This window comes from Candidatus Deianiraea vastatrix, assembly GCF_007993655.1.
Lineage (GTDB): Bacteria > Pseudomonadota > Alphaproteobacteria > Rickettsiales > Deianiraeaceae > Deianiraea > Deianiraea vastatrix.
Genome location: NZ_CP029077.1, coordinates 198,800 through 215,890, shown reverse-complemented (window position 1 = coordinate 215,890; position 17,091 = coordinate 198,800). Strand labels below are relative to the sequence as shown.

Here is a 17,091-nt window from a genome sequence, read left to right as displayed (position 1 = left end):
ATATGAACAAAATTACAACTATTAGTATACCGAATAATATAGATGATGATATAGGGAAATTCTTTAGGAATAAAAATTTTATTTGGAAAAATATACCTACATTAGCCGTTATAACGGGCTTAAATGGTAGTGGTAAAAGTAAGTTATTAAGATTTATTTATGAAAAGTATAGCTTAGCATATCACAATAATAATAAATATAATCAGGTAGATTATTTTGAAGAACAGAATCCAGATTTCTTTGACAATACTAATCTAAAAGAAGATATAGATGTGGAAAATCGGTGTAATATTAGATACCTTACTATCGCATCCAGTATGCACAATTTTACAAAAGAAAGCGGTATCAAAAACTACCTTGATAATTACAATGACGCATCGTGCGTTATTGGTGATAGAATTGAAGCACAAACATTATATGAAATATGTCAATCACGAAGACTTTATGAAGAAAACAAACCTGAGTATCATAAATATATTGGGCTCAAAAAATTACCAAAAGAACCATGGAATGTAATTAATGATATTTTTCAATCTTTTAATCTAAGTATAAGATTTCAGTTAGATATTGAAAGATACAAGAGAATAAACAACAAAGGAATAAAAGATGTGTTAATTAGATTTGTAAAGAATGATTCAAAATATACATTTTCCAACCTATCTCCAGGAGAAAAAATTGCTTACAGAATAGCATTGTGGAAATTTGGCTTAGTTAAATCTAATGAACAAAATGTAATACTTTTGGACGAGCCAGACGCTTTTTTAAATCCATCTTTGATAAAACATTTCTTTTACACACTAAATGAATATTATATTAAAGTTGGTACGCAAATTATTATTGTAACTCACAACCCAATACTGGCAAATCTTGCACCAGAAAATTCACTTTTTTGGATGCAAGATGGTAGAATAATCAAAAAAAACAAGAAGAATATTATAAATATTCTTGCGGATGGCTTATTCACAGCTAATGATATACAAGGGATATTTAAAATATTTCAAAAAGATTATAATGTTCCCAATCTCGTTATTTTATGCGAAGGTGTTGATGATGAAATTACATTGCGTGAATGGTTCCCTGATGGTGAAAAGATTGCAATTATAGACTGTAAATCCGCAGATAACATAGCGATGTTTACTAAATTACCATATTCCGCCAATCATGATAAAAAGCCAAATATTTTATGTCTCCTTGATAATGATAAAAAAGGGAGAAAAGTGGAGAAAATTATACAAAGTATGATAAAAAATAGTGGAAATTGTGGAAACTTGATATATATTTTACGAGTTTCTAATGTCGAAGGTGATCGCATGGAGGAGGTTTTGATAGATAACTCAAAAGTTCAGAATTTAAAAAGTAATATTTTAAAATATTTATGATAGAAGTTTGTAAAAATTTGTTTGTTGGCACTGAGGCCGATTATTTCAACATTAAAAACCAATCTGAATGGTTTGTGATTCATGCCTGTAAGAATTTTCATAATCAAAATTTAGGCATTTATCCGTTAAATAAAGCAATACCAAATAATCATTCAGAAAGAAGTTTTGCTATTAGAGGAAATAAGATATCTCTCAACTTAATCGATGGAGATAATTATGAAAATATTCCGCAAATTTATAAAGATGAGATTAATTTGATTATGAATAAGGCAATAGATTTTATAAATGAAAATATCAAAACTAGTAAAATATTAGTTCATTGCAATCAAGGAATATCTCGTTCACCTACAATTGCTTTTCTGTATTTAAGCAAATATACTGATATTTTTAATAATCTAAGTTTAAATGATGCAATTTTAGAATTTAAAAAATTATATCCATTTTACATCCCTAAAAATGGAATGATTGAGTATGTAAAATCGAATTACAATTTGTAAATAATATGAAAATTAAGAAAATTAAAATACAAAACTTTAAAAGTATTAAGGATATTGAGATAGAATGTAATGAAGGAATTAATGCTTTTATTGGGAAAAACGGCACCGGTAAGAGTGCTGTGTTTGATGCGATTAATATTGTTCTTGGTGAGACATACCCAACGGCGAACACGTTCCAAAAGGATTATTTTAACAACAATGAAGAGGAGATTGTTATAGAAATTGAGTTTTGTGAACCATATTACAATTATAATAGAAAAGGCTACAGCAACACCATTAAGAAGTTAATATTTAAAGCCTCATATCAAAATGGCAAACTTGAAACATCCTTGAAGAAGGGAGATAGTGAAAGTTATAATATCAATGGTGAAGATGTTAGAGACCCCCATAGAATAAATTATATAGGCTCTGATAGGACTGTAAAAAGTATTATGCCAACAAATAGCTGGAGTTTGCTTGGAAGACAGTTTTATAGCTCTGATTTTTTTACAGATGATATCAAAAAAGAGTTTGAGCAATGCATGAACAGTGCTAAATCTCAATTAGAAAAGAGCGATAAATTTCAGGGATTTATGAAGTCTATACAAGAAAAGCTTTCAAATCAAATTAATCGTCCAGATATTAAATCCGAATTTACAATGTACGATACAACTCACTTTTTAAAGACACTTGAGTTTTATGTTGAAAAAAATGGCAAGAAAATCAATTTAATAAACGAAGGTAGCGGAATTCAAAACTCTTTTATTTTAGCCACCCTACAAACTTTATCAGAAACTGATTTTAGAAAGAATGGCAAACAATCTAATAATCCGATTTTCATAGATGAACCAGAATTATACCTTCACCCACATGCGAAAAAGAGTTTATATAATACATTTAGAAAGCTTTCAGATAGTGGAACTCAAATCTTTTATATTACACATTCAGCGGAGTTTTTATCATATGAAAATTCAGAGCAAATTCATAGGTTTTATATTGATGGAGATAACGGAACACAAAATACAAAAGGTAGCAGGAGTGATGGATTAACATCAAGACAGCAAATGATAGAAACTGATAAAATATCATTCAATAATGCTTTTTTTGCTGACACGGTTTTTTTGGTTGAAGGCTATACGGATGAAATCTTTTTAAGATATATATTTCAAAGCAAAAATCCCAACAGAACAATTGAGGACTTTAATATCTCTATAGTTAATTGTGCCAGCAAGGACAACATTATAAGATTTCATAATTTATATCATGCTTTAAATATTGCATGCTATGTATTGTATGATAAAGATAGTACTTTGTCTACAACAGATAAAAAAGGAGCGGGATATACAAACGATGATATTATATCGAAACAAAAGCAGAGAGATAATAATAACACAGAGCTCAAAAAATGCAATGGTTATGGATTTGAAGAAAATTTGGAACATTTTTTAACTGGAGAGCTTACACATCATCTCGAAAATGATAAGAAGAGAGAGATTGTCCAAACATGGATTGATGGTCCATTAACCGAGAAAAAACAAACCAAAATTAACGAGATTTATAATGAGGTTACTAAATACATACCGAACCTTAAGTCCGATAATATTTTGTACGAAGACAAGTGTTGTGAAACAAGCATCGCTGAAGAGGTTGTAAGTCTTGAACAAGAAAGCGGTCAGGTGTGTACTGAGCTATTGGAAAACAATTAATCACTCCACTCCGCACACTTCCTCAAGAACCTTAACTGCAACGGATTTAACTTTCTCACTCTTGCCATCAAGTGCATTGATAACTCTTTTGATGTATTTATAATCACTTGATTTTCTGTTGCCAGCGTTTGGAAAGCTCATCAAATCATCAAGGCTCACTTCAAGAACACTTGCAATCATAACGACAATTTCAAAAGAAACAGCATTTTTTGCTCTTTCAATATTAGAAATAGTATCAACAGATTTTTCAATTTTTGCGGCTAAACTTTCTTGAGTAAAACCTTTTTGCTTACGGAAAAATGCTAATCTATCACCAAGGATTTTACGAATTTCAATGTCTTTCATATAAAATTACTAATTACTTTCAGTAATTTTGATTAAAGATTTATCTATTAACCACAGCACGAATACGGTAAATTATCCTTGACTTTTACGATTATCGTAATATATTCAGTGTAAGGGTGTAAATATTACGAATTATTTTGTTTTTGTTATGAAAGTTGTAATGATGTTGTTAAGTTTTTTATTTTTTACAAATCTAGCTTTAGCAGATAATTTTTATACAAAAGAACAATGTGAAAGCATGCCAGAACTTGGAATGAAAGTGCCATCCGATTGCGATGCTTATAAAACTCCAAATATCAAACAGAAAGATAAAAATATATCAAATTCTAGTACCTCAAATGAGCAAAAATGCACAACTTTAATATCCGATGTATGCAAAGAGTTTAAATATTTTGAAAAATTTAGAACAGATAAATTGTTTCAAGAGTATGGATTTAGTGGCGTGCAAATTGCAAAGAAGTATTCCGATTGGTCTAGTAAAATCAAGAATAAATCAAACAAAAATGATACATTTATTATGAATAATTGCACTAAAGCCTTTGACTCAAAAAATTATTTATACTCGACATACGGCTCTTTAGATTACCTCTCCACTGATGCGGCAATAAAGAATGGTATTATACCACAAACACGTCAAATGGAATATAATTTATTTGTTCAAATATGCAAATAATTAAAAGTAGTTTTAAATACATAGAAACATTAATAATTGCAATGTTTATTGCTTTAATTTTTAACATATCATCATACGCCGCAAAGCCTCGATTGCTTAAAAAAGATGCCATTGTGTGCACGAGTAAAGAAAATCTTGCAAGATTTGCTCAATACGCAAGAAATCACGATATAAACGACATGCAAACAATGATTGAAAATCAATCTTGTTATGTTGTTCCTTGTGATTGTTTGCAGTATGAAATAACCAACACATACTCTTCCGATGTTGTAAAAATTAAAGTTTGGATGCCAGCTCGTAAATCAGAAGCTACAACAGTGTGGACAGTCAAAAAAGCACTTAATGAATTTGATAATTAATATGAAAACCATCCTCACAATCCTAACAATACTACTTTCAACAAACGCACACGCCCTAACAAATGTCTGTTTTTCACCTTCAACTTGCTGTGAAGACAATATTGTTGAGCTTGTAAATAACTCAAAAGAAACAATAGACATAGCAATTTACGCTTTTACAAATCAAAAGATTTACGATAGTTTATTGCAAGCAAAAGAGCGAGGAGTTGAAATAAGAATTGTTGCAGACAAAGCCCAAAGCAAAGGCAGGTTCTCATTCATTCCAAGACTTCAAGAATCTGGTTTTGATGTTCGAATTAAGAAAAAAGTCAAGATAGAGCACAATAAATTCGGTGTTTTTGACCAAAAAATGATTATAACGGGAAGTTATAACTGGACGGAAGCTGCAACAAAAATGAACTCTGAGAACTGTATGTTAGACAAGCGAAAAAAAGTTGTAGCAAAGTATGGCAAAAGATTTGAAGAGCTTTGGAAGATGTATGATGGTAGCGAAACTGAAGAAATCACACAAGAAAATACAACACCTAGGCAAGATTAATGATGATAATATGGAGCTCTTCCCAAAACCAAAAATCATAAAACTACCAGCTTGGAGATGGAAAGAATTAAGCGATTACAACGGCTTTACAGGGCGAGAACGCATAAATGGATGGAGATTGGTAAAATTCTTAATTGCTCAAAAGCTCGTTGAAAATCCAGTGGGAAAACCTTGTGAAATCTGCGGAACAACTCACGAAACAAATTACCACAATGAAAATTACTACGAGCCTTGGAAGCCGTACATTTTATGCAAAACCTGCCATTTTGCTTTGCATAATAGACTCAAGGGTAAATGGAGTGAGTGGCAAGAACTGATAAACAAACACAGTAAAATTCAAAATGAGTGGTTTATGAAATTATCATCCGAGAAAATTGACATGGCAAAGGAATTAAGAGAAAAACACGGCGAAGATATTGCTGATATTATTAAGAATTGCAAGCTAATTCCAGAAAATATCATTGTAAAATATTAGCAAAACTTTTGACAATGAAAAAACTCCATTTTTATATAATCAATTTTCTTGAATTTCACCAAAATTTCAAAGTTAAAAAACGCATTCAAAAGACATAAAATCAAGGTTTTACAATTGACAATCAAAACTTCCATTTTTGTATAATACAAAATTTCAAAAATACAGGCACTTACAGGAGTTAAAATTAATTGACTATGAAATTGTATGTTTTTGTATAAAAGAGCAATCTACAGGCTTTGATTTTTGGTTTTAAGGTGATTTGCCTTTGTTGGCAGATAAATTTTGCACAGCTGTGCGGGTTTTAATGCGGTATAACTCAAATTTTAATCAAAACTTAGAAAATCCGCCGCCCGTGAGCAGAGATAAGTAGGGTATCGAGGTTTAGTATAGTGAGGTAGTTAATATGTTTGGTTTTTTGTTTTGCTATTTTTCTATAATCTAAAATTATTACGATTTTACCTCGTTGACAATTTTATTTTCACTTTTTGTATAATACAAAAAACAGGCAGAAAAGCCTTATAAATACTAGCTTTTCAGCGTTTGAGTTTTAGAAAGTTCCATCACAAAATGATGGATAATTTGAGGAGTGTTATGTCTATTTTGTAGGTTTTTTTACAATGAATTTATTAAGCTAAATTAAGTCTTATTTTACAGGATTGACAATTTTATTTTCACTTTTTGTATAATGTAAAAAACAGTCAATAAGTCCAGTATTTATAAGGGTTTTTAGTGTTTTATTTTTAGAAAGTTGGACACCAAAAGTGACCATAATTTGAGGTAGCATTGTGTCTATCTTTCTACTCACAAAACTTGTATTTTAAGAAGTTTTTGTTTAAGAATTTACTTAAATAAAGATGTAATTTTGATTAATGTAATGATTAAATTTAGTGAGTTTTTGAGTGTAATTGAATATATTAATAGCAGGCTTCGTAATAATGCAATCGTTGTCATTAACTACAGGGAAGACGAACTTCAATATTACTCGCATTGCGATGATATAAAAACATATAAATTTATTGTTTGCAAAGACAATGATTTTTGCACGGATGTTAATTTACTGAAAGTTATAAAATTTTTTAACTCTGAAAACTACGGATTTGATATTCATAATCTTGAGGGAAAAAGTCCATTTAAAATATTTGAATATGAAGATTTTAAAGATGAGTATATTTTGCAAATAAAAGATAAAAGAGCATTAAGAACTTTTCAAATGCTTTTGCATTACGCAAAGTCAATTTACCATAACACGAAAAAACAAGATGAGTTAATGCATGCGATTAACTTGTTAAAGCCCGAGTACGAAGATGATAAAAAAGACTTCATAGAGGAATTTAGCTTTATTTTTGATGATAAAGATTTTGTCGTTGAGGAGGTTGGAAACAATCATCAAGAATATTATGCAAAAAACACTATAGATATCGTAAAGACAATAAAAAACGATAAATTTGCCGTTGGTTCTTTAAAAGTGCGGTTACGGACAGAATGTTACAAAATAATAGAATCATTGACACCAAAATATCGCAACATTGAAAAATATTCAAAAGGAGGGTGTAGGAAGGAGATGTTTGAAGAGGCTAAAATTCAAATTGAGGAGTTGTATCCTATTTGCAAAGAACGTGAAACATTATTTACAAGAAACCTATTTGAAACAGAATTGCAAAAATTCATAGACAAAAATCCCGAATATGAGTATTTAAGAGAGCCTGGACGAAAGTATATTAAAGAAAGAGAAAATTAATCTCAGATTTTTTAAAGTCAGATTTATTTTTTTCAGCAATTAACCCAGAATTTACAAGTATAATCAAGTAATATCTAATAACAATAACTGAAAAATTGTTATTGTTATAATTGTGTCTGAATTGATTAAAACACATCTTGGTAAAAAAGAGCTAGATAGGCAAGCTATATCAAAAATAGCAAACCTACTTACTCTTTTAATCAAAGAAGACAGAGAACAACAAAAACAATCAAACAGCCATCGCAAACTTAAGCAAAACCAAAGTAATGATTTATGTAGTTCCTATGAAAAACAATCCACAAAGTCTAAATCAAAATAGTATTTCTATTTCTGAAGTAAATATTGAACTAATTAAGCCAAATGAAGGCATTGTAGCATTTGCCTCAATTGTGATTAATGATTCAATTTATCTTGGTGGAATAGCAATTCATAAAAAATTACACACGAGCGGTTATCGTATAACTTATCCATCAAAAGGTAAGTTTAATGTGTTTTATCCAATCAATAAATCAACTGGTTTGGCAATAGAAGAAGCGATTTTAACAAAGTTTAACCAATTAATTATTTTGGTTGAATTTTAGGATGTTTTTTTTATAGTGAATATAAAATATATAGAAATATATGAAAGCTATCACAATAGATATTATCCAAAAAATACAAAGAATAGAAGAAAAAAGAAAAGAAGCAGAACAATTGATTAATAATCAATTTATACGTAGTAAATTTGAGTTATTATGTAAAGAATTATCAAGTGATATTTATACTATATTATTTGAATATATTGAATCTATACCAAATATTATTAAAAAACAAGGACAGAAGATAAAATTGGAATTTCTCAGTAATAAATGTTGTTACGATGTAAAAAGCAAGGAAATAAGTGTATTGCATAAAAAAATCACAGGCAATTTTTTCTTAAAAGTTCATGAGAATCATATCAAATATGCAGATTATCTTGATGAAATGATTGCAATTCATAAAAAAATGAATTTATTTATTCCTCAATATATAAGCATACTGCCATATGAAAAAAGACAGAAACAATACACTTTATTGCCTACAGTTGGAGTAGTTAATAAATTCGATGTCGTGTCTTTGCGAATTGCGCAGCCTTTAATTATTACAAGTGATAAAGGTAGTCCAATTATTTATAATGCAAAATATTCAGATTCAAGGCGACAATTTTTAGAAAAAGATAAATTTCTTAATTTACAATCTTTTTATTCGAAAGATATTCTTAAGCCAATTTATAAAAAAAGTAAATATCAAGAATGGTTAAATAATGAGACTATCTTTAATTATTCAGGATTTTACACAATTCAATATGTAAACGATACAAATAATATAATAGGTCTTATTGAACATTTATCGAGAAAAGACATCATACTCGTATTAAGAAATAAATTTGGCGGAGTTCATAGAAGTGACATATCTAAAAGCTTTGATCAACAAAAAATTGATTTACTTTTTACAATTTTTGGCGAAGAGAGAATTATGCAATCACTTTATATCTCAATATTGTCAATAGCATATGAAATAGAATATAGTTGGAAAAATTATATATCACCCATTTTAAGTAAAATAGAATTATAAGTTTTGTACCGCAAAAATGCCTAGATTACTCGTGCTTTTTAAAAAAATCCTGTTTATATTATGTTAAGTAGTATTAATTATTTGATTATTGTATGAAAGCTGTAGTTTACGCAAGAGTTTCAAGCAAAGACCAAGAAGATGGACACTCGCTTGATGCACAAATTCAAAGTGGTTTTAAATATGCCATTGAAAAGGACTTTAATGTCCTTGAGCAATTCAAGATAGTTGAAAGCTCAACAGCAAATGGAAGACCGGAGTTTGCACGAATGGTGCAATTTGTTAAAAAACAAAGCAGCAAAACTGCCATTATTTGCTATTGCGTAGATAGGCTTCAGCGTGATTTTGACGAGCAATATGTTGAGCTTCAAAAATTAATCAAACTTGATAAAGCAGAAATTCATTACACGCAAAATGGCTTTATTGAGCATAAAAATATGGACAGTTCGCAGAAGTTTAGAAAGAACCTTGATGTCTTGCTTGCAAATGATTATAGAAATAAAATATCCGATAATGTAAAGCGAAGCAGAAACAAAAAACTTGAGGAAGGAACGATTTGCGGAGATTCTCCAGTTGGTTATCTAAACAAAAAGCGAATACAAGCCAAAAAAGAAAAAAGAAAGCCAGCAGAAGTTGAAATTGACCCAATAAGAGGACCATTAATACAGCAACTTTTTGAAATGTATTCAACTGGTGATTATTCTATGGCGGAAGTAAGAAGCTTAATAACAGAAGCTGGACTTAGAAGTAAAAAGAATTGTAAGATGTCTAAAAGCCAGATTGAAAGAACCTTAACAAATCCATTCTATTATGGATATATGGAGGCGGAAGGAATGCTTTACAAGCATGTCTACGAGCCATTAATAACCAAAGAGTTGTTTGACCAGTGTCAAGATGTAAGATTTGGCAGAAAAAAGGCAAAATACAAAAGAACCGACAAAGATTTTATATTCAAAGCATTGGTAAAATGCCAGCATTGTGGCTGTAGTTATAGTTCTTATGCAAGACCAAAGATGACAAAGAAATATGGCCAAAGAGAATATGTCTACTTAAAACCAACTAAAAGCCAAGGAGAATGCGAACATTGCGTTGAAGTAGGCGAACATATATTGCTTGACCAGTTAGCAAGCAGTTTAAAAGCAATGCAAATTCCAGAGGAATATTTACAAGCAATTAAAGACTCTGTAAAAGATAATCTTGAAAAAGAGTCAAAAGAACATAAAGTAAAGTTAGCTAAGTTTCACGCACAATATCAAGAAATAGATAACACTCTAAAAGACTTAAGACATCAAAGATATGTTACAAAAGACATTCCCGAAGATGATTATATCGAACTAAAAACAGAACTAGAGGTAAAGAAAGAAAATATCAAAAAAGAAATTGAATTACTTGAAAGCGACGATGCAGAATTTGAAGTTACAGCGTCAACTATACTAGATATTGCCTCTCGTGCCTATGAAGTATTTAAAAGTTCGAAACAAGACAAGAAAAGGGCTATTTTGAAATTGTTATTTTCGAACTTTTTTCTAAGTGGCAAAACCCTAGTATTTACCGTGGTTAAACCCTTTGATGAAGTGCTAAAATGTGGTGAAAGACCTATTTGGCTCCCCTCTTTCAACATATTTCGAAACAAACAAGACGATATTTTGTCTACAATGAACCGCCCGATGATGGAAGGAGTGAAGCTATGTTTAGCGGCGTAGAAAAAGCAAAGTTGCACAGCTGTGCAAAATTATCTTGAAACAGAGCAAAGCGTCGTTCCAAGATTAAGCTGACTTCAAAATAGAAAATATATCTTGACTTTTAGTATATACTTGTATTAACTTACATTAAAGATGTGATTAATTAAAAGTGTATGAAAACAACAATCTCAACAACAGAAGTAAAAACTTGGGGCAATAGCCTTGGTGTTCGTATTCCAAAGAAAGTCGCCGACGCACTCAAATTACACGATGGCTCGCAAATCAAAATTTCATTAGATGGTAATAAGATTATGCTAGAGTCTGAAAGTAATCCATTCTTTGATTTATCGCAAGACTTGAATCTAATGACTCTGCTTTCAAAAATCACAAGTAAAAATAAGCATTCAAGTGATGAGGATGAGTCAATAGATGACGAAGCGGTTGGGCATGAGGTTTGGTGATTTGAGAGGGTATGAAAAAGTATATTCCATCCAAAGGCGATTTAATCTGGCTTGATTTCAATCCACAAGCAGGAAGAGAGATAATGAAGAGACGGCCTGCACTCGTTCTTTCACCACAAGAATACAATAAACATGGGCTTATTCTTGCCGTTCCTATTACAAGCAAGGCAAAAGGTTATCCGTTTGAGGTTAAGATAAATAATGACAAAATCCAAGGTGTTGCCCTTGCGGATGCAATAAAAAGTCTAGACTGGAAAGAAAGAAATGCTGAATTTGCAGGCACTTCCTCAAAAGAAGAGCTGCTTGAAGTATTGAAATTATTAAGTGTGTTGCTGAAGGTATGAATATTAAAAAATATAATTTTATTGATTTATTTGCTGGTGCAGGAGGATTGAGTCTTGGTTTGACACAGGCTGGCTTTAATATGATTTTTGCCAATGAAATTGATAAAATAGCTAGTCAAACAATTTTATTAAATCACAATAACTTAAGTAAAGATAATTTATTTATTGGCGATATTAGAGTGTTAAATCAAAATATATCTTATTTAAAACAATTTCAACAAGTTGATTTAGTTACTGGTGGTCCGCCATGTCAAGGTTTTTCTATTGCCAACCAACAAAGAATAATAGATGATCCAAGAAATATATTGTACAAAGAGTATATTACCTTTATTAAACACACAAAACCTAAATTTTTTCTAATGGAAAATGTAAAGGGTATGAAAAACAAAATATCTGAAATTCTTGATGATTTTAATGTTAACCTTGACAAAAGATACAATATAAGTTATGCGATTTTAAATGCTAAAGACTTTGGTGTGCCACAAAACAGAGAAAGGCTTTTTATTATTGGCAATTGTATTAATATCGATTCTAATAAAATTTTTATTGAATTAAAACAGCAAAAACATAAACAATTTTTATTATTTGATGCAATAAGTGATTTACCACTACTGCATCCAAAGAAAATTAAAAATAATAATTCAATAGAGAATGAAAAGTTTGGATTCACGGAAATTGAATTTGAGTATAAACAAACAGAATTTGTGAGATATATTAATAATAATAGAACAATACAAAAACTACATAATCATAAAAATAGATTTAATAATGATAGAGATATTGAAATTTATAAACTTCTGCCACAAGGTTGTAATTCTACACATGATTCAATACAGCATATTATGCCATATAAAGAAAGAGCTCATATATTTAAAGATAAATACTATAAATTAAAATATAATGAAGTATCAAGAACGATTACATCGCATATGCAATATGATTGTAATATGTATATACATCCAGAGCAGCCTCGAGGATTATCTCCACGCGAAGCTGCAAGAATTCAAACATTTCCAGATGATTATTCTTTTTGTGGGCCTCAAAATAATTGGTATAGACAAATTGGAAATGCGGTTCCAGTAAAGTTATCTGAAGCAATAGGTCGTATAATTTTAAAATATTTAGTATGATTAAACATTTAGAATTGTTTTCTGGTATAGGTGGATTCCGTTTGGCATTAGATTTAGTGGCTAATGACTTTAAAATGCATTCTAAATGTATTGGATTTTCCGAAATTGATAAATATGCAACAACAACATACAATGCAAATTTTGATACCAGTGCAGATGTTGCAATGGGTGATATTGTTGATTTTTGTAGCAACCCTAACAACATAAGTTCTTTGGAAGATTTTGATATATTAACAGGCGGATTTCCATGTCAGCCATTCAGTATGATGGGTGCTCAAAATGGTTTTACTGATGCAAGAGGTAATGTTTTTTTTAAAATTATAGATATTATAAAAATTAAAAAGCCAAAAATGATTTTACTTGAAAATGTTAAAAATTTAGTAAATCATGACAAAAAGCAAACTCTGAAAAAAGTTATTGAATTAATATCATTAGAAGATTATACAGTATTTTACGATATATTCAATACTGCAAATTTTAATTTAGCTCAAACAAGAAATAGAGTTTTCATATTTGCAATTAAAGGCAAGCCAAATAAGGATTTTATATTCACAGAAAATATTGTTATTGAATATAGTAATAAAAACATTCCAAATTCAAATTTACTAAAACAAAAAGATATCTTTGATGTTTTAGAAAAGAATACAGATAATAAGTACTATTTATCAGACGTTATAAAACCAACAATATTGTCCAATGGCACTAAAAATTTTAAATCTAAATCAGAAATTAATCTTAAAATTGCGAGACCACTGACTGCAACTATGGTAAAAATGCACAGAGCATGTCAAGATAATTACTATAGTGATGATTTTATTCAGAACAATGTTCAAGAAATTAATATACAAATAGATGATTTATTGAAGAAAAAAATTAGAAAGCTAACTCCAAAAGAAGCCTTTAACTTACAAGGTTTTGATGATAAATTTTTCCTAAACGCAAAGAAAGCTGGCATTAGCGATCATCAAATGTATAGGCAAGCTGGTAATGCAGTAAGTGTAAATACAGTTTATGCAATATTACATTATTTGGTTAGTAAATTTATGAATTAATATATGGATATACAGTTTTTTGAAATTCACAGCGAAAGTAAAGTTGCATACAAGGAATTATCAAATGCAGACTTGGGGTTGGGTACGAGTCATCAAACGCATATTGGATTGTACGATGATACTTTGACTTTTTTAGATAACACAGAAGAAAAGCAAGCAATTTTTATATTTCAAAATAATGCTGATATTTTGGATATGTATTTTGATAGAATCTCCAATCCAGATGGAACATTTAGAAGCCCGAAAATTAAAACTGGAGGTAGGAATTCTGTATCCGTGACATCTGTTATTCGCGATAAGTGTCAAGCTAATCCTGTTACAAAATGGTATTTGTTATGGTTTGGTCTTTCTAATAATATGCCAGTATTTTGCTTATTTGATTCTGAATCGGAGATATATAAATTTTTACCAAAAGATAAAAAAAGCGGCAGATTGAGAGAATGGGGTAATGTTATGAATCTTTTACAAAATATTGTTAATATTAGCTCAATACATATACAAAAGGAAATTGAAACTGCTTCTCAAATAGGCTCAATTAATCAAAAATTTAAAATATATGATATTGAAAGAGCTCAGAAAATCTTTAAAGAAATTGGTAGAAAGGGAGAGGAGTTGATAAACAACTATCTTGATACATTACTACACAGTAAGCAGATTTCTCATTATAAATGGTGTAATGCAAGCATTGAAAGTGGTATGCCATACGATTTTCATCTACAGGATAAATTTGATAAAGTGCATTATATAGATGTTAAGTCAACCAGTTATGATTTTGAACAGAAAATTATTTTCAGTAGCCAGGAAATTGAATTTGTAAATAAAAATCAAGAGTATTGTTACGATATATATAGAGTATATAACTTAAATGACTCTGATAATATTTTATTTAGAGAATGCAATAACTCTAAAGATTATATGTCGCAAATGTCAACAAAGATAGATTTGTTTAGAAACAATATTGTGCAATCGATGCAGACGGATTTACAGCAATTGAAGCTTGCCATTAGTCCTAATAATAATTTATTTCAGTTTAATGAAAAACCTATTAAGTTAATTAACCAAGTTCTTGATAAATAACATTTTGTGTTTTACAACAAATCCAAAGATGTAATATTGTTAAAAAATGTCTCAAAATTTAGATTATAAAAACATAGTTTTTGATAAAACTAGATACATAATTTCAGCCGTCGGAGCTGATAAAGGTATTTATGTAGGCGAGATAAGTAGTAATACAAAGCTATTTGATATTGATGTAAATTCGTCTATTGATGAGCTTTTAAAAAGTGCAAATCAAGAAATTATAAGAAAAGCAAATAAGTCAAGAAAGCCTGGCGATAAAGAGGTTTTACCAACAGTTTGGGAGTATATTTTAGTATTACATAGCTTAGAACAAGAAGAGAAAATCACACCAGTTTATAAACAAATCCTAAAAGCACATTACGAGTCAAACAAATTTATTGCAACACCAACAGAACTCGCCAAAGATACTGAGCTTGAAAAATACGAAATAATCAACTTGCATTATGGTAAATTTGCAAAAATGGTGGGTGAGCAGATAGGATTTGAACCTACTCAAAAAATCAATGATAAACCAGTTTGGACTTTTGTTTTGTGTGACGATACTCACAAACAATTCAAGAACAAAACGCAAGAATGGACTTGGACCTTAAAGAAAAATGTCGTGAATGCAATTCGTTTTTTAGGTTGGTTTGAGGGTCAAGACATGAATACTACTCAATCAAGCCATCCGCAACTTTAAGCATTATTTTGAGATACTTCTCATCCATTTTATAAAGTCTGCCAGTGATTTCATCAATTAGTTTTTGAGTTTTAGCAGATGCTTTTGCTTCGTCTCCGTATTTGTAAAACTCATGAATTGGAATACCTAAAACCACACTCATCTTTGCAACTGTGTCTGGGCTTGGAAAGTTAATTCCTCGCTCAATCATAGACACAGCTTCAGTTGACCTTTCAATTTTACCTGCAAAATCTTCTTGAGTAATGTTTCTTTGTTTACGCCATTCTTTTATCTTGTTGCCAAGTTGTTTTTTCTTAATTGTATTCGCATTCATAGTTCTATAACGAATTAATATTACGAATATTGAATACGAGTTGCTCCTAAAAGACCACGAAGGCACGATTAATAAAACTTGACAAATACGAACTAATGCTTCATATAATATATGAAAAGATGTAGTTTGTTTGAAAGATGAAAAATAAAATAAATTCCGAACAAAAATTAAATGAAATCTTAAATGACAAAAAATTATCTTGGAACTTTTTTGCACCTCAAATTTCTAAAAATATATGTTTTTGGTATACTATATTTTATATATATTTAGTATTTTTTAAAAATTTCACACTATATAGATTAATAGCAAATTCTTTTTTAACATTTATTTCGCAATTTATAGCATATTGGGTATTTTTATTCATTTTTTCAATTTGTTATGGAATTTGCTATACATTTATTTATATTAAAATTGCAAAACTAGAATTAACAATGCAGAAAATTTTCTGCCACGGAAGAAGTTTGTCAAATCTTTCGACAATTATTAGGTTAATATTTTTTATTTTAATAAACGCATATCGCATCTTATCTGTATATCTAATTTATTTTCTAACTAAATTTATATATATGCAGTTATTTATTTTGCAAGAATAAGATTTTCTAAAACTATGCAAGTAAAAACAGTTATATTGCCAAGCTGGAGGTGGAAAATGCTTGGAGACTACAACGGTTTTACAGGCATCGAGCGAATAAACGGTTGGAGGTTAGTAAAATTCTTAATTGCTCAAAAATTAGTTGAAAATCCAGTAGGCAAACCTTGTGAGATTTGTGGCACTACAATGGAGACGAATTACCACAATGAAAATTACTACCAGCCTTGGAAGCCTTATATTTTATGCAAACAATGCCATTTTGCCTTGCATAATAGACTCAAAGGCAAGTGGAACGAGTGGCAAGAATTGATAAACAAACATAGCAAAACTCAAAATGAGTGGTTTATGAAGTTGTCATCCGAGAAAATAGACTTAGCGGGTGAATTGAGAACGAAACACGGCGAAGATATTGCGGATATTATTAAGAATTGCAGGTTAATTCCAGAGGGGATTAAAGTTGTCTATTGATTGAAAATTAA

The 17,091-nt window shown here is 29.9% G+C and carries 21 protein-coding genes; 19 read left to right on the top strand and 2 right to left on the bottom strand.

Annotation, left to right across the window (positions count from 1 at the left end; translation table 11 throughout):
• The first annotated feature begins 2 nt into the window (after positions 1-2).
• From deia_RS00960 to deia_RS00950, 3 genes are read left to right on the top strand one after another with little or no spacing between them, the layout of a single operon-like run.
• On the top strand, positions 3-1,379 hold the full coding sequence (locus deia_RS00960) for an ATP-dependent nuclease (protein ID WP_146820306.1): 1,377 nt from the start codon (positions 3-5) through the stop codon (positions 1,377-1,379).
• Complete coding sequence (locus tag deia_RS00955) at positions 1,376-1,876, top strand: dual specificity protein phosphatase family protein (protein WP_146820305.1); 501 nt, start codon at positions 1,376-1,378, stop codon at positions 1,874-1,876. The genes deia_RS00960 and deia_RS00955 overlap by 4 nt, the downstream gene beginning before the upstream one ends.
• A 5-nt stretch (positions 1,877-1,881) precedes the next feature.
• The gene (locus deia_RS00950) at positions 1,882-3,561 is read left to right on the top strand and encodes an ATP-dependent nuclease (RefSeq protein WP_146820304.1); all 1,680 of its coding nucleotides are present in this window, start codon (positions 1,882-1,884) and stop codon (positions 3,559-3,561) included.
• Here the strand turns inward: deia_RS00950 and deia_RS00945 are convergent, their stop codons facing one another.
• Positions 3,562-3,906, bottom strand: a complete 345-nt coding sequence (locus tag deia_RS00945) for a helix-turn-helix domain-containing protein (RefSeq protein ID WP_146820303.1) — start codon at positions 3,904-3,906, stop codon at positions 3,562-3,564.
• Positions 3,907-4,054: 148 nt separating this feature from the next.
• Between deia_RS00945 and deia_RS00940 the strand changes: the two genes are divergently transcribed.
• From deia_RS00940 to deia_RS00875, 15 genes are all read left to right on the top strand, one after another.
• On the top strand, positions 4,055-4,579 hold the full coding sequence (locus tag deia_RS00940; RefSeq protein ID WP_146820302.1) for a hypothetical protein: 525 nt from the start codon (positions 4,055-4,057) through the stop codon (positions 4,577-4,579).
• A complete protein-coding gene (locus deia_RS00935; RefSeq protein ID WP_146820301.1) occupies positions 4,570-4,938 on the top strand; it encodes a hypothetical protein in 369 nt (122 codons plus the stop codon). Before deia_RS00940 ends, deia_RS00935 begins: the two co-directional genes overlap by 10 nt.
• Before the next feature lies 1 nt (position 4,939).
• Positions 4,940-5,476 (top strand): phospholipase D-like domain-containing protein, encoded by a 537-nt coding sequence (locus deia_RS00930; RefSeq protein ID WP_161982772.1) that lies wholly within the window; start codon positions 4,940-4,942, stop codon positions 5,474-5,476.
• The gene (locus deia_RS00925; protein WP_161982771.1) at positions 5,385-5,951 is read left to right on the top strand and encodes a hypothetical protein; all 567 of its coding nucleotides are present in this window, start codon (positions 5,385-5,387) and stop codon (positions 5,949-5,951) included. The genes deia_RS00930 and deia_RS00925 overlap by 92 nt, the downstream gene beginning before the upstream one ends.
• 874 nt (positions 5,952-6,825) lie before the next feature.
• Positions 6,826-7,689, top strand: a complete 864-nt coding sequence (locus tag deia_RS00920; protein WP_146820298.1) for a hypothetical protein — start codon at positions 6,826-6,828, stop codon at positions 7,687-7,689.
• A 112-nt stretch (positions 7,690-7,801) separates the two neighbouring features.
• Complete coding sequence (locus deia_RS05790) at positions 7,802-8,008, top strand: hypothetical protein (RefSeq protein ID WP_161982769.1); 207 nt, start codon at positions 7,802-7,804, stop codon at positions 8,006-8,008.
• A complete protein-coding gene (locus deia_RS00915) occupies positions 7,974-8,270 on the top strand; it encodes a septation protein SpoVG family protein (RefSeq protein ID WP_161982768.1) in 297 nt (98 codons plus the stop codon). The genes deia_RS05790 and deia_RS00915 overlap by 35 nt, the downstream gene beginning before the upstream one ends.
• 40 nt (positions 8,271-8,310) lie before the next feature.
• Positions 8,311-9,282 (top strand): hypothetical protein, encoded by a 972-nt coding sequence (locus tag deia_RS00910; RefSeq protein ID WP_146820296.1) that lies wholly within the window; start codon positions 8,311-8,313, stop codon positions 9,280-9,282.
• 92 nt (positions 9,283-9,374) lie between these two features.
• On the top strand, positions 9,375-10,982 hold the full coding sequence (locus tag deia_RS00905; protein WP_146820295.1) for a recombinase family protein: 1,608 nt from the start codon (positions 9,375-9,377) through the stop codon (positions 10,980-10,982).
• A gap of 152 nt (positions 10,983-11,134) precedes the next feature.
• Positions 11,135-11,422 (top strand): AbrB/MazE/SpoVT family DNA-binding domain-containing protein, encoded by a 288-nt coding sequence (locus tag deia_RS00900; protein ID WP_146820294.1) that lies wholly within the window; start codon positions 11,135-11,137, stop codon positions 11,420-11,422.
• 11 nt (positions 11,423-11,433) lie between these two features.
• On the top strand, positions 11,434-11,766 hold the full coding sequence (gene mazF, locus deia_RS00895) for an endoribonuclease MazF (RefSeq protein ID WP_146820293.1): 333 nt from the start codon (positions 11,434-11,436) through the stop codon (positions 11,764-11,766).
• Positions 11,763-12,896 (top strand): DNA cytosine methyltransferase, encoded by a 1,134-nt coding sequence (locus deia_RS00890; protein WP_222912635.1) that lies wholly within the window; start codon positions 11,763-11,765, stop codon positions 12,894-12,896. The genes mazF and deia_RS00890 overlap by 4 nt, the downstream gene beginning before the upstream one ends.
• Entirely contained in the window at positions 12,893-13,948 is a 1,056-nt protein-coding gene (dcm, locus tag deia_RS00885; RefSeq protein ID WP_222912634.1) for a DNA (cytosine-5-)-methyltransferase, read from the top strand. Before deia_RS00890 ends, dcm begins: the two co-directional genes overlap by 4 nt.
• A 3-nt stretch (positions 13,949-13,951) precedes the next feature.
• The gene (locus tag deia_RS00880; protein WP_146820292.1) at positions 13,952-15,025 is read left to right on the top strand and encodes a protein NO VEIN domain-containing protein; all 1,074 of its coding nucleotides are present in this window, start codon (positions 13,952-13,954) and stop codon (positions 15,023-15,025) included.
• Between the two features lie 46 nt (positions 15,026-15,071).
• Positions 15,072-15,707 (top strand): hypothetical protein, encoded by a 636-nt coding sequence (locus tag deia_RS00875; RefSeq protein ID WP_146820291.1) that lies wholly within the window; start codon positions 15,072-15,074, stop codon positions 15,705-15,707.
• On the opposite strand, the gene deia_RS00870 is transcribed toward deia_RS00875, so the two are convergent.
• On the bottom strand, positions 15,679-16,020 hold the full coding sequence (locus tag deia_RS00870; RefSeq protein ID WP_146820290.1) for a helix-turn-helix domain-containing protein: 342 nt from the start codon (positions 16,018-16,020) through the stop codon (positions 15,679-15,681). The two genes, deia_RS00875 and deia_RS00870, sit on opposite strands and share 29 nt — an antisense overlap.
• Before the next feature lie 607 nt (positions 16,021-16,627).
• Here deia_RS00870 and deia_RS00865 point away from each other — a divergent pair.
• Positions 16,628-17,080, top strand: a complete 453-nt coding sequence (locus deia_RS00865) for a hypothetical protein (protein WP_146820289.1) — start codon at positions 16,628-16,630, stop codon at positions 17,078-17,080.
• Positions 17,081-17,091 lie beyond the last annotated feature (11 nt).